General features: G+C 64.2%; 21 protein-coding genes. 8 read left to right on the forward strand and 13 right to left on the reverse strand.

Features of this window, described 5'->3' with window-relative positions; all coding sequences use genetic code 11:
• Positions 1 to 13: 13 nt before the first annotated feature.
• Together HY852_RS19120 and folD are read left to right on the forward strand one after the other, a co-directional pair.
• The gene (locus tag HY852_RS19120; protein WP_291606354.1) at positions 14 to 358 is read left to right on the forward strand and encodes a DUF167 domain-containing protein; all 345 of its coding nucleotides are present in this window, start codon (positions 14 to 16) and stop codon (positions 356 to 358) included.
• The gene (gene folD / locus HY852_RS19125; protein WP_291606355.1) at positions 355 to 1,239 is read left to right on the forward strand and encodes a bifunctional methylenetetrahydrofolate dehydrogenase/methenyltetrahydrofolate cyclohydrolase FolD; all 885 of its coding nucleotides are present in this window, start codon (positions 355 to 357) and stop codon (positions 1,237 to 1,239) included. Before HY852_RS19120 ends, folD begins: the two co-directional genes overlap by 4 nt.
• 42 nt (positions 1,240 to 1,281) lie before the next feature.
• On the opposite strand, the gene ppa is transcribed toward folD, so the two are convergent.
• Positions 1,282 to 1,812 (reverse strand): inorganic diphosphatase, encoded by a 531-nt coding sequence (gene ppa / locus HY852_RS19130; RefSeq protein WP_291606356.1) that lies wholly within the window; start codon positions 1,810 to 1,812, stop codon positions 1,282 to 1,284.
• Between the two features lie 247 nt (positions 1,813 to 2,059).
• Positions 2,060 to 2,572, reverse strand: a complete 513-nt coding sequence (locus HY852_RS19135) for a GNAT family N-acetyltransferase (protein WP_291606357.1) — start codon at positions 2,570 to 2,572, stop codon at positions 2,060 to 2,062.
• Between the two features lie 243 nt (positions 2,573 to 2,815).
• Here HY852_RS19135 and HY852_RS19140 point away from each other — a divergent pair, with 243 nt between their 5' ends.
• From HY852_RS19140 to HY852_RS19155, 4 genes are read left to right on the forward strand one after another with little or no spacing between them, the layout of a single operon-like run.
• Positions 2,816 to 3,721, forward strand: coding sequence for an alpha/beta fold hydrolase (locus tag HY852_RS19140; protein WP_291606358.1), 906 nt, complete (start codon positions 2,816 to 2,818; stop codon positions 3,719 to 3,721).
• Complete coding sequence (locus HY852_RS19145) at positions 3,718 to 4,185, forward strand: DUF2269 domain-containing protein (RefSeq protein WP_291606359.1); 468 nt, start codon at positions 3,718 to 3,720, stop codon at positions 4,183 to 4,185. Before HY852_RS19140 ends, HY852_RS19145 begins: the two co-directional genes overlap by 4 nt.
• Before the next feature lie 6 nt (positions 4,186 to 4,191).
• Positions 4,192 to 5,517, forward strand: coding sequence for an SDR family oxidoreductase (locus HY852_RS19150; protein ID WP_291606360.1), 1,326 nt, complete (start codon positions 4,192 to 4,194; stop codon positions 5,515 to 5,517).
• A gap of 1 nt (position 5,518) precedes the next feature.
• Positions 5,519 to 5,926 carry a thiol-disulfide oxidoreductase DCC family protein gene (locus HY852_RS19155; RefSeq protein WP_291606361.1) on the forward strand — a complete coding sequence of 136 codons (408 nt, stop codon included), beginning with the start codon at positions 5,519 to 5,521 and terminating at the stop codon, positions 5,924 to 5,926.
• A gap of 8 nt (positions 5,927 to 5,934) precedes the next feature.
• On the opposite strand, the gene HY852_RS19160 is transcribed toward HY852_RS19155, so the two are convergent.
• The 10 genes from HY852_RS19160 to HY852_RS19205 all read right to left on the reverse strand — a co-directional run bounded on the left by HY852_RS19160 (position 5,935) and on the right by HY852_RS19205 (position 16,386).
• The gene (locus HY852_RS19160) at positions 5,935 to 7,179 is read right to left on the reverse strand and encodes an NAD(P)/FAD-dependent oxidoreductase (protein ID WP_291606384.1); all 1,245 of its coding nucleotides are present in this window, start codon (positions 7,177 to 7,179) and stop codon (positions 5,935 to 5,937) included.
• Positions 7,180 to 7,340: 161 nt separating this feature from the next.
• Positions 7,341 to 9,167: a translational GTPase TypA gene (gene typA / locus HY852_RS19165; protein WP_291606362.1), complete on the reverse strand. Its 1,827-nt coding sequence runs from the start codon at positions 9,165 to 9,167 to the stop codon at positions 7,341 to 7,343.
• A 232-nt stretch (positions 9,168 to 9,399) separates the two neighbouring features.
• A complete protein-coding gene (locus HY852_RS19170; RefSeq protein ID WP_367116375.1) occupies positions 9,400 to 9,579 on the reverse strand; it encodes a hypothetical protein in 180 nt (59 codons plus the stop codon).
• 74 nt (positions 9,580 to 9,653) lie between these two features.
• On the reverse strand, positions 9,654 to 9,920 hold the full coding sequence (locus HY852_RS19175; RefSeq protein ID WP_291606365.1) for a hypothetical protein: 267 nt from the start codon (positions 9,918 to 9,920) through the stop codon (positions 9,654 to 9,656).
• Positions 9,917 to 10,177, reverse strand: coding sequence for a hypothetical protein (locus HY852_RS19180; protein ID WP_291606366.1), 261 nt, complete (start codon positions 10,175 to 10,177; stop codon positions 9,917 to 9,919). The genes HY852_RS19175 and HY852_RS19180 overlap by 4 nt, the downstream gene beginning before the upstream one ends.
• A complete protein-coding gene (locus tag HY852_RS19185) occupies positions 10,174 to 11,589 on the reverse strand; it encodes a radical SAM protein (RefSeq protein WP_291606367.1) in 1,416 nt (471 codons plus the stop codon). Before HY852_RS19185 ends, HY852_RS19180 begins: the two co-directional genes overlap by 4 nt.
• On the reverse strand, positions 11,570 to 12,286 hold the full coding sequence (locus HY852_RS19190; protein WP_291606368.1) for a prolipoprotein diacylglyceryl transferase family protein: 717 nt from the start codon (positions 12,284 to 12,286) through the stop codon (positions 11,570 to 11,572). Before HY852_RS19190 ends, HY852_RS19185 begins: the two co-directional genes overlap by 20 nt.
• A gap of 102 nt (positions 12,287 to 12,388) precedes the next feature.
• The gene (locus HY852_RS19195; protein ID WP_291606369.1) at positions 12,389 to 13,153 is read right to left on the reverse strand and encodes a Crp/Fnr family transcriptional regulator; all 765 of its coding nucleotides are present in this window, start codon (positions 13,151 to 13,153) and stop codon (positions 12,389 to 12,391) included.
• 244 nt (positions 13,154 to 13,397) lie between these two features.
• Positions 13,398 to 14,954 carry an alkaline phosphatase D family protein gene (locus HY852_RS19200; protein WP_291606370.1) on the reverse strand — a complete coding sequence of 519 codons (1,557 nt, stop codon included), beginning with the start codon at positions 14,952 to 14,954 and terminating at the stop codon, positions 13,398 to 13,400.
• Between the two features lie 85 nt (positions 14,955 to 15,039).
• Positions 15,040 to 16,386 carry a TAXI family TRAP transporter solute-binding subunit gene (locus HY852_RS19205; protein ID WP_291606385.1) on the reverse strand — a complete coding sequence of 449 codons (1,347 nt, stop codon included), beginning with the start codon at positions 16,384 to 16,386 and terminating at the stop codon, positions 15,040 to 15,042.
• 237 nt (positions 16,387 to 16,623) lie between these two features.
• Between HY852_RS19205 and HY852_RS19210 the strand changes: the two genes are divergently transcribed.
• Entirely contained in the window at positions 16,624 to 16,947 is a 324-nt protein-coding gene (locus HY852_RS19210; protein ID WP_291606386.1) for a 4a-hydroxytetrahydrobiopterin dehydratase, read from the forward strand.
• A gap of 87 nt (positions 16,948 to 17,034) precedes the next feature.
• Entirely contained in the window at positions 17,035 to 17,421 is a 387-nt protein-coding gene (locus HY852_RS19215) for a YkvA family protein (protein ID WP_291606371.1), read from the forward strand.
• 113 nt (positions 17,422 to 17,534) lie between these two features.
• On the opposite strand, the gene HY852_RS19220 is transcribed toward HY852_RS19215, so the two are convergent.
• The gene (locus HY852_RS19220) at positions 17,535 to 18,713 is read right to left on the reverse strand and encodes a TAXI family TRAP transporter solute-binding subunit (RefSeq protein ID WP_291606372.1); all 1,179 of its coding nucleotides are present in this window, start codon (positions 18,711 to 18,713) and stop codon (positions 17,535 to 17,537) included.
• Positions 18,714 to 18,735 lie beyond the last annotated feature (22 nt).

The raw sequence follows: 18,735 nt of genomic DNA on the forward strand, positions 1-18,735 counted from the left end.
CGCAGCCTCGAGAATGGACCCGTGGCGACCTGCAACCGGTGGCCTCAGCGTCGCCCTTCGGGTGACGCCGCGAGGCGGCCGCGATGGGATCGACGGCATTGAAACGCTTTCCGATGGCCGCAGCGTGCTCAAGGTGCGGGTCCGCGCCGTCGCCGACGGCGGCGAGGCCAACCGCGCCGTGACCGAGCTCCTGGCGAAGGCGCTGGGACTGCGCAAAGCCGATGTCCGGCTGCTCTCTGGCGCCACTTCGCGGCTGAAGCAGGTCGCGATCGACGGCGACCCGACGCGGCTTGGAGAGGCCCTGCGGGCGCTCACCTCGGCAAACTACAAACTAAAAGCAGTGAAGGAACGAGAATGACGGCCCGGATCATCGATGGAAAAACCATTGCCGCCGAGCTTCGTGCCCGCGTTGCGGACGAAGTGGCGCGCGTGAAGCGCGAGCACAATCTGCTGCCCGGGCTGGCGGTTGTGCTGGTCGGCAACGATCCGGCCAGCGAAGTCTATGTCCGCAGCAAGCATACCCAGACCCAGGCCGCCGGCATGGCCTCGTTTGAGCACAAGCTGCCGGCCGACGTCTCGCAGGACGAATTGCTCGCGCTGATCGCCAGGCTCAACCGCGATCCCGCCGTTCACGGCATTCTGGTCCAGCTGCCGTTGCCCAAGGGGCTGCATACCGAGACCATCATCAATGCCATCGATCCGGCCAAGGACGTCGACGGGCTGCATCCGCACAATGCCGGACGCCTCGCCGGCGGCTTCGCCGCGCTGTCGCCCTGCACGCCGCTCGGCTGCATCATTCTCACCAAGAGCGTGCACGCCTCGATCGAGGGCATGAACGCCATCGTCATCGGCCGCTCAAACCTGGTGGGCCGGCCCCTCCTGCAGCTGCTCCTGAACGAAAACGCCACGGTGACGATTGCGCATTCGCGCTCGCGCGACCTGCCCGAGCTCACCAGGCGCGCCGACCTCGTCTATGCCGCGGTGGGCCGCCCGGAAATGGTGCGCGCCGACTGGGTCAAACCGGGCGCCACGGTGATCGACGTCGGCATCAACCGGTTGCCGACCACTGAGGGCAAGACCCGCCTCGTCGGCGATGTCGCTTTCGAGGAGGTGCGGCGGGTCGCCGGTGCGATCACGCCGGTGCCGGGCGGCGTCGGCCAGATGACGGTCGCGTGCCTGCTCGTCAACACGCTCCGCGCCGCCTGCGCCATTGCCGGCGCGCCCAAGCCGGCGGTGTAATCTCCGCCCCAAGCGGGGGCAGGTAAAGAGAAGCACGCAGGCCTATTTCTTCTTCGCGCGTTCGATGCCCTCGGCGATCAGCCTGTGGGCGTCGTCCGGACCGCCCCAGCGCAGCACCTTCACCCATTTGCCGCCTTCGAGATCCTTGTAGTGCTCGAAGAAGTGCCGGATCTGGTGCAGCGTGATGTCGGGCAGGTCGCTGTAGCTCTGCACTTTGGCGTAGCGCTGGGTCAGCTTCAGGGAGGGGACCGCAATGATCTTCTCGTCGCCCCCGGCCTCGTCCTCCATGAACAGGACGCCGACGGGGCGCACGCTCATGACGGCGCCGGGAACGATCGCGCGCGTGTTGGCGATCAGCACGTCGCAGGGATCGCCGTCGCCCGACAATGTATGCGGGATGAAGCCGTAATTGCCGGGATAGCGCATCGCCGTATAGAGGAAACGGTCGACCACCAGCGTGCCGGCATCCTTGTCCATCTCGTATTTGATCGGCTCGCCGCCGACCGGCACTTCGATGATGACATTGACTTCGCGCGGCGGGTCGATCCCGATCGAGACGGCATCAATGCGCATGTAAGGGCTCCGTTGGGCTTGGCAGTTATCTTGGCAGTTACGGCTCGGGTAAACGACGCCGGGTCTTATGACCAGGTTCAAGCTCCGGCAGTGCCGATCACGGCATCAATAAAAGCAGAAACCATGCCTAAAGTGCGGTGAGACGACATTGAATCATCATTGCGTCTCGGATTTTCCGGTCGAGCATAATCTTCTCGGAGAAGCGGCGCCCGTTATACCTGCCGCGGGCTCTCGGGCCCGATCCGCTCTAGTTCGTCGTCCAGGCGAAGGCGATTTTGTCGAGCGACTTCGGTCCGAACCGCTCGGACGACCGCGCCACCATTCGGCCGCCGAGGGCACGGTAGAACTCGGTTGCCGGATCGTTGTCCGACAACGCCCATACCACCATGCTCTTCAGGCCGCTCTGGACCAGGTCGCGACGGGCCGCCGTGAACAGGCGCCGGCCGAAACCGAGGCCCTGGAACTCGGGGCGCAGATAGAGCTCGTAGATCTCGCCGTCGAAATGCAGGCTACGGGCGCGGTTGCGTCCGTAATTGGCGTAGCCGGCTATCCTGTCGCCGAACACCAGCACGCTCACCCGGCTGCCCTTGCGGATCGCGCTGTCCCACCATTGCGAGCCGCGCCGGTTGATCAGCTTCTCGAGCTCGGCACCGGGAATGATGCCCTGATAGGCCGAGCGCCAGGCTTCGTCATGCGTTGTCGCCACCTCCACCGCATCAGCGGGCTTGGCCGACCGGACTTCGATCAGGGTAGTGCTCATGGCTCGGGATCAAAGCAAGTCGATGGGCCGGCTTCAAGGTCTATCGTTAATTATCGGTTAACCTGTGGATTTTATGCATCAGTATCGGGCCGACTTGTACCGAAAAAGGACAGTGCCTCGCTGCGCGCCCCCGTAACTCTCCGGAAAGCCGCCCAACCCTTCGATGACGGGGCAGAAAAATGCGGCCAAGTTAATCGGTCCCCGCTACTCTGCCCGCCGGTTCGCAATTCCTCCTGGCTATTCATGCAGGCCTTCAAGGCGCTCTTTGCTCTGCTGGCGTTTGGCGTGATCTCTTGCGCTCTCCCTTGCACCGCCGCCCGCGCCCAACCGCCTGGGGCGCAAGGGGATGAAGGTGAGCCCTTTCGCAGGCAGCTATGGCTGGTACCTTCGCCCGAAGCGGGATTGGCTGCGAATGCGGTGCTGTTCCGACCGCCCGGCGATGGCCCGTTCCGGCTGGCGCTGATTGCGCATGCCTCGACCCAGAACGCGCTCCGTCGCGCGCAGATGGCGCAGCCGGAATACCGCGCGTTGGCCGCGTTCCTGACGGCGCGCGGCTTTGCCGTGCTGGTGCCCGAGCGGCTGGGCCATGGCTCTACCGGTGGACGCTACGCCGAGGATCAGGGCGGCTGCGAGGAGGCCGACTATGATCGCGCGGCACGCGCTACCGCCGAACAGATCGCGCTGGCGCTGCAGTTCCTCCGCAGTCAAAACTTCATCCGCAGGGACGCAGCGGTAATTATCGGCCATTCCGCCGGCGGCTGGGGCGCGCTGGCTCTCGCGGGCGAAGATCCGAAAATGATAGCAGCCATTGTTGCGTTCGCTCCGGGCCGCGGCGGCCATGCCAACGACTTTCCGAACCAGGTCTGCGCGCCGCATGCGCTGAGCGCGGCAGCAGCCGCGTTCGGCAAGGCAGCGCGTGTGCCAATCACATGGCTGGTGGCAAGCAACGACACGTATTTTTCGCCCACGCTCTCGCGACAGCTTGCCGATGCCTTTCGCGGCGGTGGCAAGGTCGACTTTCAGGTGCTGCCGGCTTCAGGCAGCGAAGGTCACTGGATGGTCGAGAATGAAACCGGCGTCAGGCTCGCCGGCCCCGCATTGGAGCGCGCCCTGAAGCTGCCAAAGCCGGTCGCGGCGAAGAAGCCATGATGGTCTACTTCCTGCTCAAATACCTGCACGTGCTCGGGGCGATCGTGATCCTCGGTACCGGCACGGGAATCGCCTTCTTCATGCTGATGGCGCATCGCAGCTCCGATGTCGCCTTTATCGCGCGCACCGCGGCGGTGGTGGTGATTGCCGATGCGCTGTTCACGCTGAGCGCGGTCATCCTGCAGCCCCTTACCGGTTTGGCGCTGATCGCGCTGTCGTCGTTCAGGCTGGCGGAAGGCTGGCTTGTTGCTTCGCTGGCGCTCTATGCGCTGGCCGGCCTGTTCTGGATTCCGGTGGTGTTCATGCAGATCGAGATGCGCGACCTCGCGCGCAAGGCGGTCACCGAGCACCAGGTGCTGCCGCCGCGCTATTTCACCTTGTTCCGTCGCTGGTTCGCGTTCGGCTTTCCCGGCTTCGGCTCGGTCATGCTGATCCTCTGGCTGATGACTGCAAAACCGTTCTGAGCGCCGATGAGCCAATTTGCACCGAACATCCTGCTGTTAGGGGCCTCCGGCCTGATCGGCCGCTTCGTCACCGACGATTTGCGCGCGCGAGGCTTCAACGTGATCGGGGTTGCGCGGAAATTCTCGCCCGGTCAGCGGATGGACCCGCTCGATCTGGAACTGCCGATCCTGTCCATGGATGCTGCGGCGCTGGCGCGCCTCTTGAACGAGCACGAGGTCGGCATGGTCGTGAATTGTCTTGGCGTGCTGCAGGACGGTCCCGGCAGCGATACCGGCGCGGTCCACCGCGATCTCGTCGGCCGCCTGTTGCAGGCGATCGGTGACAACGGTCGCGCAATTCGCTTCGTCCAAGTTTCCATTCCAGGCGGCGAAAATGACGACCGCACGGCCTTCAGCACGACCAAGCGCGAGGCCGAACGCCTGATCGCGGCCTCCGGCATCGCCCATGCGATCCTGCGACCCGGTTTTGTCGTGGCGCCCGCCGCCTATGGTGGCAGCGCCATGCTGCGCGCATTGTCGGCTGTTCCGTTCGACCTGCCCTCAAAAGAGATGTCGACGCCGTTTCAGCCGGTCGCCATCGAGGACATCACGGCTACGATCGCGTTTCTCGCCACGAGCGAGATCGATAGCGCCGCTCTGAAGGCGGTGAGCTGGGACCTGATGCAGGAACAGAACATCACGCTCGCCGGCGTCATCAAGCAGTTCCGCGTTGCGCTCGGCACGGAGAGTCGGCCGCGCCTTGTGATGCCGACGTTCCTGCTCGATCTCGGCGCCAGGCTCGGCGATCTTGCCAGCCGGCTTGGCTGGGTTCCGCCGATGCGGTCGACGGCGATCGCCGAACTCCGCCGCGGCGTTACGGGCGATCCGTCGGCCTGGATCGCCGCAACCGGCATCGTCCCGAAAACCATCGCGCAGATGATCGGGCGGCACCCCGCCACCATCCAGGACAAATGGTTCGCGCGATTGTTTCTGGCCAAGGCGCTGGCGATCGCGAGCCTGGTCGCGTTCTGGCTCGCCTCCGGCTTCATCGCGCTGTTCGTGTCCTATCGCGCCGCCGCCGGCATCCTTAGCTCGCACGGCTTTCCGTCGGCGCTGGTCGATCCGGTCACCATCGGTACCAGCCTGATGGACATGACCATCGGCGTTCTCATCGCCTTCCGCCGCACGGCTGCATTCGGGCTGGTTGCCGGCATCGTCGTGTCGCTCGGCTACATGGTCGGCGCCGCGATCCTGACGCCGGACCTGTGGATCGAGCCGCTCGGCGCGCTGGTGAAGACGGGACCTGCGATCGTGCTGATGCTGGTCTCGCTGCTGATGCTGGACAACAGGTGAGATGACGCGCTGGCCGGATGACGACGTGATCCTGTACGACGGCGTCTGCATCTTCTGCTCTCGCTGGGTCCGCTTTGTCGCCAAGCGCGACAGGGCAAGGCGCTTTCGCTTCACGCCGATCCAGTCGCCCTACGGCACGCGCCTGGCGCAGGCGTTCGGCATCGACCCCGACGATCCCGACACCAATGCCGTGATTCATGGTGGCGAGGTGCTCCTCAAGTCGGACGCCGCACTGACCGTGCTCTCGCTGCTGCCGCGCTGGGGTTGGGTGCGCCTGCTGTTCGCCGTCCCAAAGCCGTTGCGGGACGGCCTGTATAATCTCGTCGCCCGCAACCGATATCGCATTTTCGGGAAATATGAGGCGTGCTTCGTGCCGGACGATGATTTGCGGACCCGCGTGATTGAGTGACGCGAGCGTTAAGACCTGCCCAGCGTTGCCAGTACTTCCATTGCCGCCCGCTCCCCCGAATCCCGCGCCCCATGCGCGGTCGAGAAGAAGTTCGGCGACGTCGCTTCTCCGGCAAAGAACAACCGGCCCTCCACCGGCGCGGCCAGCGCGGCGCGGTCGCCGGCATGGCCGGGCAGCGCGTGCGAGTAGGAGCCGCGCGCGAAAGGATCGGTCGCCCAGCGTGATTCGGCGAGCGGCTTGAGCTTGCGGCGGATGTCGTTGCCAAGAAAGCCTGCGATTTCGTCGATGCTTTGCGCGGCAATGGCGCCTTTGCCGGCATCTTCAAGCTCGCGCGCGAAGCGGCCGCCGAAAAAACCTTCGATGCAGGGTTGGCCGAAGGGACGGATATGATAGGTGCCCATCGCGGTGCGCATGGTGGCACCACGCAGGTTTGCCTCCGTCGGAAACGCGTCCGCGTCTTCCAGCGCCAGCATCACCTTGTCGTCGACACCCAGCGGCAGGCCCGCCGCCGCATCGATTTTGGAGGGCAGCGCGGGCGTAAATCGGATCGCCTCGCCCGCGATCAGATTGGTCGGCACCGTCACGATCACCTTGTCCGCGGTGAGTGTGCCGCGCGAGGTCTCGAGGCGAATGCGTTTCCCCGAATGGTCGACCAGGGTGACGTTGCAGTTCAGCGCAACCGGACAGCTCGCGCCGTAGGCGGCGACGAGCGCGCCATAGCCGCGGCGAACGCGCCAGTTGATGTTGGTGTCCTCATAGGCTTCCGTATCCAACAGCGAGACTTGGTCGAGCTCGCAGCCGTTCACATAGGTCGAGATCGCATCGATCATCGGGTTCCAGCGGTTGCCCGGCTCGAGACACCGAGCGGCCGGACCATCCTCGCCTTTTTGCGCGGCTTGCCACGCGCGCTCATAGAATTGCTCGAGCGCGCGGCTGAAATCGTCGCGCTCTTCCTGCGGAAAAGCGTTGCCGTAGGCGCGCTGGCCCCAAGGCGGAAGGCTCTTGTTGATCTCGAAATCGAGCTCGTGGGCGATGGCAACGAAGGAATTCCTGTCCGCCGAATGCAGCCAGCCGCAGCCGACGTCGAAGATCACCTCCGGCGAAGCCTGGATGGTCCAGGCTCGTCCGCCGATCCGGTCGTGCGCCTCCAGCACGATCACGGAAAGGCCGGAATCCTTCAGTGCGTCGGCAGCACCAAGCCCGGCGGCACCCGCGCCGATGATGGCAGCGTCGACGGAAGAGGGGAGGGGCATGGCGTCGCCGAGTTCATCGTCATGCCCGGGCAAGAGCGAAGCGCGTCTTCGCACCAGATGTCCCGGGCATCCACGAAAATCACGCCAAGTATCGAAGACGTGGATGGCCGGGACAAGCCCGGCCATGACGGATTCTTTGCAGGAACGATAGGAACGGTAGCCTAAGCCACCGCTTCCTTGGCCTTTTCCGCGCGCTTGCGCTCGTTCGGATCGAGGAACTTCTTGCGCAGGCGGATCGATTTCGGCGTGACCTCGACCAGCTCGTCGTCCTCGATATAGGCCAGCGCCTTTTCGAGCGTCATCCTGATCGGGGGCGTCAGCCGCACCGCCTCGTCCTTGGACGTGGTGCGGATGTTGGTGAGCTGTTTGCCCTTGAGCACGTTGATCTCAAGGTCGTTGTCGCGGGTGTGCTCGCCCACGATCATGCCGCGATAGACCTTCCAGCCGGGTTCGATCATCATCGGGCCGCGGTCTTCCAGCTTGAACATGGCGTAGGCGACCGCTTCGCCCTGGTCGTTGGAGATCAGGACGCCGTTGCGCCGGCCCTGGATCTCGCCCTTGTACGGCGAATAGCCGTGGAACAGGCGGTTCATGATCGCGGTGCCGCGGGTATCGGTGAGCAGTTCGCCCTGGTAGCCGATCAGGCCCCGAGTCGGGGCGTAGAACACCAGGCGCAGCCGATGGCCGCCAGACGGCCTCATCTCGACCAGCTCGGCCTTGCGCTCGCTCATCTTCTGCACGACGACGCCGGAATGCTCCTCGTCGACGTCGATCACGACTTCCTCGATGGGCTCGAGCAGCTGGCCGGTCTTGTCGTCCTTCTGGTAGACCACGCGCGGGCGCGACACCGAGAGTTCGAAGCCCTCGCGGCGCATGGTCTCGATCAGGATCGCGAGCTGCAATTCGCCGCGGCCCGCGACTTCCATCGAATCCTTGTCGGCGGATTCGGTAACGCGCAGCGCGACGTTGCCTTCCGCTTCGCGCAGCAGCCGGTCACGAATCATGCGGCTGGTGACCTTGTCGCCCTCGGTGCCGGCGAGCGGCGAGTTGTTGACGATGAAGGACATCGACACGGTCGGCGGATCGATCGGTTGCGCCGGCAGCGGCGTCTCGACTGAAAGATCGCAGAAGGTATCGGCGACGGTGCCCTTGGTGAGCCCGGCGATGGCGACGATGTCGCCGGCTTCGGCCTCGTCCAGCGGTGTGCGCTCGAGGCCGCGGAAGGCCAGGATCTTGGTCAGCCGGCCCTGCTCGACCAGCTTTCCGTCGGCGGAAAGCACCTTCACCGCCTGGTTGGGCTTGATGGAGCCGGAGGTTATACGGCCGGTGATGATGCGCCCGAGATAGGGATTGGCTTCCAGGATGGTTCCGATCATGCGGAACGGACCTTCCTCGACCTGCGGCGGCGGCACGTGGCGCTGGATCAGGTCGAACAGCGGCTGCATGCCGGCGTCCTTCGGACCTTCGGGGCTCTCGGCCATCCAGCCCTGCTTGGCCGAACCGTACAGGATCGGGAAATCGAGCTGCTCGTCGGTTGCGTCCAGCGCGGCGAACAGGTCGAACACCTCGTTGATGACCTCTTGCGGCCGGGCATCGGGCCGGTCCACCTTGTTGATGACGACGATCGGCTTCAGGCCGACCTTGAGCGCCTTGGAAACCACGAATTTGGTCTGCGGCAGCGGGCCTTCGGCGGCATCCACCAGAACCAGGGCGCCATCGACCATATTGAGGATGCGCTCGACCTCGCCGCCAAAATCGGCGTGGCCGGGGGTGTCGACAATGTTGATGCGGGTATCTTTCCACTGCACCGAGGCGGCCTTGGCCAGGATGGTGATGCCGCGCTCACGCTCCAGGTCGTTGGAATCCATCGCCCGTTCGGCGACCTTCTGGTTCTCTCGGAAGGTACCAGATTGCTGCAGCAGGCGGTCCACGAGGGTGGTCTTGCCATGGTCGACGTGGGCGATGATGGCGACGTTACGGATGCTCATGAGCGATCTTTTTTGTTGTCGAACAGTGGGTTAAGCGCGATCTCGCCGGAAAGCCGGTTTCTCTCGTGGGACAACGCTTGAAGACGTGGAAAACGAGCGCATTGGGCCCAAAAAGGAAGCCCGGCCAGACCGACCGGGCACCTAGCGCGTTTGCGTTGCAATATATTCAGGAAATGTGAAAATACAATGCGTGGCTTCGCCCTTGGTTGACGGGATTTCGGCGGCCAGGCCCTCAGCTCCTGCGTCCCCGAATGGCCAATCGCAGCAGCGCGATCCCGCCGGCGCCAAGCGCCAGTCCGATCAACACAAGGGCCAGGATGTCTGGCTCGATCCGCCTGTCCCAGAGCAAAGCGCCGCCGAACAACAGGGCGCAGAAGCCCGGCAGCAGCAGGATGAGGCCGATCACGGCCATTACGGCTGTGAGGCAGCCGCTACGCTTCGCCGGGGGAGGGCCCGGCGGGGACGAGGGGCTGTTCTCGGTGTCGCTCATGGTGGCGAAGCTCGGCCTCTCAGGATGGCAAAAAAGATCAGCGCGGTACCGCCCATTGCCAGGAGCGCGACCCCGAGTGTCAACGGATCGGGGGAGAAGCCGCCCCCCATGTGTGTGGAAATGTCTATGGAAATCACCGCGCACAAAACGCCGGGCAGTAGAAGAACGATACCTATCACCAGCAAGAGCGCCGTCACCCAGCCGCTGCGCTTGGCCGGGGGTGGGCTCGGCGGGGGCGAGGGGATGCTCTCGGTGTTGCTCATGTCCTGCGCCGGCCGCGGATGGCCGCCCGAATCAGGAAAGCGCCTCCGGCGCCGAGGACCACGAGGATCAGGATCAGGACCACCATGTCGCTGTCAAAGTATCTCCGGACTTCCGAGAACGAGGTCAGGACGATCACCAGCGCGCAAGAGCCCGGCAGCAGCAGCACGATGCCGACAATGACCATGAGCACGGTAAGCCAACCGCTGCGTCCCTGCGCTGGCGGCAGGGGTGATGGCGCATTGCCGGATTCGCTCATGTCCGTGTCTTCCCCGAGAGCCGCGCGCGGATCTGATCGATCTGCCCATTTCGATAGAACAGATTGTAGGTGTCGAACGGAATGATCGCGCCCTTCTCCGTCACGAAGTGGATGCAGCTGCGCTTGACGTTGCCGATGCAGAAATTGAAGCGGTCGAGAAACTGCACGATGGTGACGCGGAAGATGTTCTCGTAGCTCAGGCCTTGCGGTACCTCGACCTGCGGCAGGCAGCACAGTAGCTGGGCCACGCGCTCGCTGGTGTTGAGCGGCCCCGAGGACAGCGAGAACAGCTCGACGAATTTGTCGCGCAGCTCCGGGTATTTTTCCGGGCTGATGGTGTTGGGCATGACCGCGAGCAGTTGCTCCCTGGGGATCACCGACGTGACCGGCAGCACCGATTCGCCATTGCGCAGGCCATAGCCGATCGAGATGCCTTCGGGATTGCACGGCAGCGGGATCATGTCGGCCTCGCCGAACACACCGCTTTCGATCACGCGCTTGCGGATCTCCGACAGCATGATTCGGTCGGTGTGCTTGCTGAAGTTTTCGTTGCGGCCGGCGTCCTGCACTGGCTGCAGCGTCACGCCGCGAACGCATTTCCACTTCAAGGCGTGGCGGACGATGTCGCCGATCTCGTGATCGTTGACGCCGCGCTTCACGGTCACCACGAGGCTGGTGGAAAGGCCGTGGCGCTCGAGGTTTTCCAGTGCCTGCTGCCGGATCCTGCGCAGGTCGGCGCCGCGCAGATTGATCAGCGCCTCGCGCTCAAGCGAATCGAATTGCAGGTAGATCTCAAGTCCGCGCCTGTTCTCCGCAAGACGCGCGACAAAGTCCGGCTCCCGCGCGATCCTAAGGCCGTTGGTATTGATCATGACATGCCGGATCGGGCGGGCGCGAACGGCGGCGAGGATGTCGAAGAAGCCGGGATGCAGCGTCGGCTCGCCGCCGGAGATCTGCACAAGGTCCGGCTCGCCCTCGCTCGCAACCAGCGCATCCAGCATCTTCTCGACCTTGGCGAGCGGGGCGAACGTCGTCCGCGCCGGCGAGGATTCGGCAAAGCAGACCGGACAGGTCAGGTTGCAGTGCTCGGTGATCTCGATCAGGGCGAGGCAGGAATGCTGTTCGTGGTCCGGGCACAGCCCGCAATCATAGGGACAGCCGAATTCAGTCCTGCTCTGGAACCTCTGCGGCATGTCGCCGGGCTTGATGAAGTCCTTGCACAGCCGCCAATAGGCCGCGTCGGTGGAGACAAGCGTCGATTGCACGCCATGCTGCTCGCAGCGCTTCTCATACCAGACCTCGTTGCCGTGGATCTGGATCTTGGTGGCTACCGGCGCGAGGCAGGTCTCGCACAGCGACTGGGTCTGGCCCCAGAAGATATAGTTGCGGGCCTTACGCTGCAGCTCGGTCATGCTGCAATCCTGCAGGGGAAGCCGTTGCCAGCATGAAGGCGGCATAGAGCAGAATGAACAGCGACAGCAGGTGAAACAGCGTAAACGGGCCGATCAGTGCGCCGTACGGCTTGAGAAATTCCCATAGGAAGCGTTGCAGCCCGTAATAGAGGAGAACAAGGTAAAAACCATTGGTAACGATAAAACTGTTCCGGTTCAAAACCGCAATGACGTAGACGGCGGCAAAAGCTGCCATGGCGGCGCTTTCATAGAGCTGCACCGGGTGGCGCGCGATGCCGTCGCCGAAATCATGACCCCAGGGCAGGGCCGTCGGCGTGCCATAGGTAAAATCGTCAAGACCGGCGAAATAGCAGCCGAGCCGTCCGATCGCAATGCCCAGCGCAAGCGGCAGGGCAAACCGCGCGCCGGTGCGCAAGGAGATGCCCGCCGTCAATTTGTAGAGCTCGACCGCGACAATGCCGCCGGCAAGCGCGCCTTCAACCGAGCGGGCGATTCCCGGCTGCTCGGAAAAGTAGAGGTTCAGCGTGCCGAACAGATAGGCACCCATTCCGGCACCGAACAGCAGAGCCGCCACATAGGGCAGCTGGAACGATTGCGAAGGAAATTGCAGGCCCCGGCGCGACAGCCACCAGACCGCGCCACCCGCCGCAAGCCATGCCGCGACATCAAAGATCGTGTGAAGAACAGCCCCACTCATGGGGCGATACTAGCGCGGCTTGGTCGACGTGGAACACGGTTTGTGCTCCTCTCCCGCATGCGGAGAGATGAATTGCTCGGGCAAGCAATTCCGTTTCCGCCACTACGCCGTCGCGCGATCTTCCTCATCGGTCGGATAGACCCCGCGCAGGACTTCATCGAAATGGGACTTGACGGATTCGTTGCAGCGGCAGGCGCGGTCTCTCAGCGCGTCTCGGTTGCGCACCAGAATGGCGCCGCGCCTGGTATCGAACACGCCTTCGGCCTTGAAGGTCTGGATCACCCGGCTGGTGTAGCTGCGCCCGACGCCGAGCAGCGTCGCGAGCTGCTCGTGCGTGAGCGGCACGCGTGCGTCGCCGTCGGTGCGCTCCATCGCGGACAGGATCCATTTGGCGGTGCGCTGCTCGATCGTATGGATGGCGTTGCAGGCGGTCGACTGGAAGATCTGCGCCAGCATGCAGTCGGCGTAGCGCGCGAAGACGTTGCGCAGCGTCCTGGACCTCGTCTTCGCCTCGTGCAGCTTGCTGACAGGCAGGCGGACGAATGGACCACCGAACTTGACGAGGATCCGCGCGTAAGCGGGCAGATATCCTTCGCTGACGATGCCGCCGACGGCGCCCTCGCGGCCGACCAGGATGGTCTCAACGTCGCGCCCGTCCTCGTTGGCGACGAGGAAGGTTGCAAGGCTCGGTCCGCAGGGGAAGTAAACGGTCTCCACGTCGTCGCCGGGGTTATACAGAAGCACGCCCGCCTGCGCCTTTTCCTGGGCAAGGTGCGGCGCGATCAACGCGTAGTCGGCACCGCTCAGCCTCCGCAGCAGGTTGTTGTAGGGCCGGCTACCCGCCTCGATCGATCGCCTCAAATCCATCCGAAGATCCCTGCGTTCCAACCGCCACCATAGCGTCACTCGGCCCCACCCTTTGTGCACAAGTGAACAGACATCTGGTGGTTTCGTTCCAGGAACCGACCGACGCGCATCGCCTTTGCGTTCGTCACCGGCTATGGCGCCGAAGTCCTTGCACCGAAGGCGTTTGCGGCCGCCCGCGCCTGCAGAAGCCCCGCTCCAGCGAGGTGCTGGACGCGGTGCTGCGACGCATCCCCTCCGTGAAGCACTAGCCGATCACCGGATCGAGCGTGGTGGACCACAGCTCCGTGTCGGCGCGGTCGCGCAGCGCCACCGTCATCCGGCCGGTTGCGCCCTCGATCCTGACATGGCCGAAGAACTGCATGCCGGCCCATGGCGGCAGGTTCTGCTTGTCCGGTCCCGGCGCCTTGGCGAACTTCACCTCCGGGCCGAACGTGTTGTCGAGCTGGTTCGGTCCGAACGTGCCGGCATGCAGCGGGCCGGTGACGAATTCCCAGAACGGCTCGAACTCCTGAAACTGCGCCTTGTCGGGATTGTAGTAATGCGCGGCGGCGTAATGCACGTCGGCGGTCAGCCACACCGTGTTCTTGACGGGCGCCGTCTTGATGAAGCGCAGCAGGTCGGCGATTTCGAGCTCTCTGCCGCGCGGCGGTCCATCGCCTTGCGCGAAAGCTTCCGAGCCTGCCGGATCAGGGACGATCAGACTCAGCGGCATGTCGGACGCGATCACCTTCCAGGTCGCGCGCGAGTTGAGCAGGCCGCGTTTCAGCCAGGCGAGCTGGTCCGGTCCGAGGAAATAGCTGGCGGGACCGTAAGAGGTCTCCTGGTTCGGGCCGTTGGGGCCGCGATAGCTGCGCTCGTCCAGCATGAACATGTCGAGATGTGGGCCATAGCTTAAGCTGCGGTAGACGCGGCCAGGTTCCACGATGTTATCCCGTATCGGATACATTTCATGGAAGGCGCGCGCCGAGCGCGCCGCGAGCGCCATGACGTTGCGCTCCTTGTAGGCCGCCGGCAGCTCCTTGGACGGCGACCAGTTGTCGGTGACCTCGTGATCGTCCCATTGGACGAAAACCGGCACCTCGGCACTGAAGGCCCGAACATTGTCGTCGAGGAAATTATATTTGTGGGCGGCGCGGAATTCCTCGAGCGTCTCCGCGACCTTGGCCTTTTCCGGCACTGTGACGTTCTTCCAGATCCTGCCGTCGGCGAGCTTCACTTCGGGGAGGATGGGGCCGTCCGCGTAGATGCTGTCGCCCGAGTGCAGGAAGAAATCCGGACGGTGCCTGCGCATGGTGGCGAACGTGAACATGCCGCCGTCGTCGGGGTTGATGCCCCAGCCCTGGCCGGCGACGTCGCCGCCCCATACGAAGCTGATGTCGCGCCTGTCTCCGGGCGCGGTGCGGAAGCGGCCGATTGCCGGCTCGCCCTCGATCGACGTGTGGGCGAGATCGCGGAAGCGGACGCGGTAGAAGATGTCCTGGCCGCTGGTCAGGTCCTGAAGGAGCAACTTCGCGGTGAAATCGCTCTGCGGCAGCGCCACGATCGGCGGCAGGCTCCTCGCATCTCTGAACGTGTCGGTGGTTGCGACCTCTACCAGCATCAGCGACGGCCGATCGGCACGCGCCCACACCACGGCCCCGTCGGCGGAGACGTCGCCGGACTGCACGCCGTGGGTCACGCTCGGCCGGTCCGCGGCGCGGGAGATGTAGGGCATGGCGATGGCGCCGAGTGCGCCGGCGCCGGTTGCGAGCAAGCGGCGGCGCGTCAGTCCGCGCGGAAGGCTGCCCGTTCGGATCGGCATTCATGGACTCCCTGATCGCCCGTCAGACTGCGTTGAAGGCGCGGACAGACCTGGTTCCTGAGATCGAAGTCAGGGGAATGCGTCGCTATGCCGAGCCGGCGGCCCGGAACTGCGCGCTGGTTCGTTGCAGGTTCTGCGGAAGGCTCGTCAGCAACGTCCTGCGATCGGCCACCGCATTGTGGAATTGATCGAGCGCGATGTTGAAGGCGGTAAGCGAACCTTCCTCGATCGCGCCGTCATCGAAGCAGCGCAGTGTGTCGCGCAGGATGTCGTCGGCCTCGCCCTGCATCTGGTCGAGCTCTTCTATCGAGTCGGAGCGCCGGGCCGCCGCGATCATGTCCAGCAGCCGCTCCCGCAAATGGGTATTGCCGGTGCGTTCGTCCCGCTTCAGGTAGCCCGCAAACCACGCGCCGAGCGAGCCCATCGCCGACAGTCCCATCAACCCCCACCAGATGTAATCGCTGTAATTGTCGAGGAAGGTCTTTTCCTCGCCGTCGATGAAGGCGGCCGCGCCAGGATGGGCAGGGATCACCGCGTCCTTGTCGGTATCCGGCGTTTCGATCTTCGCAGCCAGCGGGAATTCCGTCATCAGCTGCTGCCTCACGGCGAATAATTGGCGCGTCAGCGCGGCGACGACCGGTTCGGGGAGACCTTTGCGCGCCACGATGTGATGGGAGAAGCTGATCGTCTTGACCTCGTCCTCGGGACGAGCAGGGGATCCACCGTAAACGCCGGCGGGAATCTCGGCGGCCTCATAGGCCGGATGGTTCTGCACGATCGCTTCCGCCGAGTCGATCGCGAGGAAAGTCGGCGTTCCGCCATCCCTGCTCGAGGCGGCAATCGCATCCGTGGTGATCTTGCTGTTGACCGGACCGGCCGCGAGATAGGCGTCGGCCTTCTGGTTGCGGATCATTTCCGCCGCCTCGTTTGCCGGAAACTGCACGATCTCGACCTTGGCCGGATCGACGCCGTATTGCTGCAGGATCACCCTCAACAGGTTCACGTTGGCCTGAGTGCGGCCGACGACGCCGATGCGATGACCGGCGAGTTGGGTGATCTTGGTGATCTTGGCGCCCTTGCGGCCCTTGCCTTTGCCGGCCGGCGCCACCCACAGCACCACGACGTTCTTGCGCAGCGTCGCCACGGCTTGCGCGTTCTTCGGAACATCGAGATCGCCGCGGATGATGGCGAGATCGGCCTTGCCGTCGGCCAGCGCTTGCGCGCTTTCGACCGCCCCATCGGTCTGCAGCGGGCGCAAGCGGACGTAGGCGCGGTTGTGCGCAAAGCCTTGCGTCAGCGCCTGCACGACCCTCACGTCGTCGCTGTTGGCCGGACCGACCGCGATCCTGAGGGTGACCGGCCGCATCGAAAAATAGTAGCCGCCCGTGATGAGACCGACGAGGGCGAGCACCCCGGCCAGCGTGACAAGCATGGCGCGTCGCACCGCCGAACGCGGCGACGGCGGCGTGGTTGGCTTGGTCACGTCCAGTTCTCCGGTCATGGATCTGGCAACAATCGCTTTACGCCCGTTTTCACGTTGCCGAACAAGCTACCTTTGAACCTTAGCAAATTCCTTGCCTGAAGGGGCTTACATCTGCGTCATGGTTACAGGCTCCCGAAAACCGGCCTGTGAACCACCTCCCCAGACAGGTGTTAGGGTAAGGTTGCACTGAAAAGGGAGGCTTTCATGGCTGAGCGGCTGTCGACGGAAGCGCGCAAGGAAGCTTTGGGCGGCCTGCCAGGCTGGACCGAAATCTCCGGCCGGGAAGCAATCGGGCGCACCTATACCTTCAGGAATTTCAGCGAAGCCTTCGGCTTCATGACCCGGGTAGCGCTGTTTGCCGAAAAGAAGGACCATCACCCCGAATGGCGGAATGTCTATCGGACGGTGGAAGTGGTGCTTGCGACCCATGACGCCGGCGGCGTCACGGCGCGCGATATCGATCTCGCCAGGGCGATGGACGCGATCGCGGCGCAGTTCGGCGCCGCCTGATGTCTTGCAGGGAGCATCGGAAATCCCCACTTTTTCGGCATCGGCTACGACAAGCGGTCGCGCCGGTTGGGAAACGGGAGACTGACGATGGTTGGCGAACACAGCGTGGGCTTTGAGCCCGCCGACCGTCTGGCGCAGGATCGCGAGAGCGTGCGCCGGCGTTTCTGGCGAAAGTTCAAGCGCGTCATGGCGCGGTTGCCGTTCGCGGAAGATCTGCTCGCCGCCTATTACTGCGCGTTCGACCGGCAGACCCCGCGTCACGTCCAGGCCTCCCTGCTTGGCGCGATCGCCTATTTCATCCTGCCGTTCGACTTCGTCGCCGACATGCTGCCGATGCTCGGCTTCACCGATGACGCCGCAATCCTGGCGACTGCGATCCGCCTCGTCGCGACCCACATCACCCCGGAGCACCGCGACGCCGCCCGCGCCGCGCTGAAGCGCGGCAGTGGGGATGCTGCGGCAGAGGCCCACTAGCAACTTGGCCGCGGATTCAGCTTCGGCTCTGCCATTTCAGAAATATTTCATCGCCCGACCAGGCCGGGCGATGAAAGTTTGAGCGCATCGCTGCGCTGTCGCAACGGCGTTCTCTAGCGCTGCTTGCCCGTGGTTGCCTGAGCCCGTGCGTTCCTCTCGGCTTCCCAAGCCTGGAATTGCCGGAATAGCGCTTCCTTATCGGCGTCCGACTGCACCTTCGCCGCCGCGGCGGGGCTCTGCTTCAGGAAGGTCTCGAAGCGTTGCCGTGCCACCGGCTCCACGCCGTGCTGGTCCAGCCACTGTTGCGCGACGGGGAGACGATTCCAGCCGGCAAGGGGAGCCGCGAGCGAAACCTCCTTCCACTTCGGATGGAAGGGCGGGTTCTGGAAGGCGGGGAACTTCGCGAAGAAGGCGTCGACGAAGGTTGCGAGCTTGCGATAGCGATCGGTGTTGGGCGCCCAGTTGTAGGCCGCCAGCACCGCCGGCACGGCGATCGTGTCGACGCGCTCGCCGTTTGCAATCAGGTTCGGATAGTCCGCCGACGACAAGGTGGCCGGCAGATAGTCGCCTTGCAGCGCCTTGTCGTAATCGACGTGTACGAGATGGAATCGGTCGTCCTTGAACGTAGAGACTGACTTGTACGGCCTGCCGCCGCAGACGATCACGGCGTCGATTTCGCCCTTCTTCAGTTTCTCCATCGCAATCCGCTGCTCAATATAAACCACGTTGGGCTTCATCCCGAGCCGCTCGAACACGGTCAGGGCCGTGACGAAGGTGCCGCCGTTGGGCAGGTCGACGCTGATGGTCTTGCCGTCCAGCTCCTTCAGGTTGCGCACGGACTTGGCGGCGAGGACATGCATCTCTTCATTGTAGAGCTTGGTCACATAGGTGAACTGCTTCTTGATGTCTTTGGCGAAGCCCTTCCGCTCCAGAAAGTCGAGCGTGTCCGAGCGCACGATGCCGAGGTCGACGCCCTGCAGGAACAGGATGTCGGCCACGCTTTGCACGGACCCGCGCCCGACGATCGGCAGTACGCGCAACTTGTTGCCGTCGTCGAGCACGGAGGCGAGGTCGGCACCGAACTGCACATAGGTGCCGCCGATGGTGCCGGAAATCAGGGTGACCGTATTGGCGTTCAGCGCCTGCTTGGTCTGGACCGACCCGAACTGGAAGATTGCTTTCAGGCTGTCGCTGATCTTGGTCGGGTCGTATTCCGTTTGGTCGGCGCGTGCCGTGAAGGCGCAGGCCATCGTCATGGCGGCTGCTAGCGCCACCCTCAGGTAGTTGTGCATGTGGTCACCGCTGGTTTGATCT

This window comes from Bradyrhizobium sp., assembly GCF_016213215.1.
In the GTDB taxonomy this organism is placed as follows: domain Bacteria; phylum Pseudomonadota; class Alphaproteobacteria; order Rhizobiales; family Xanthobacteraceae; genus Bradyrhizobium.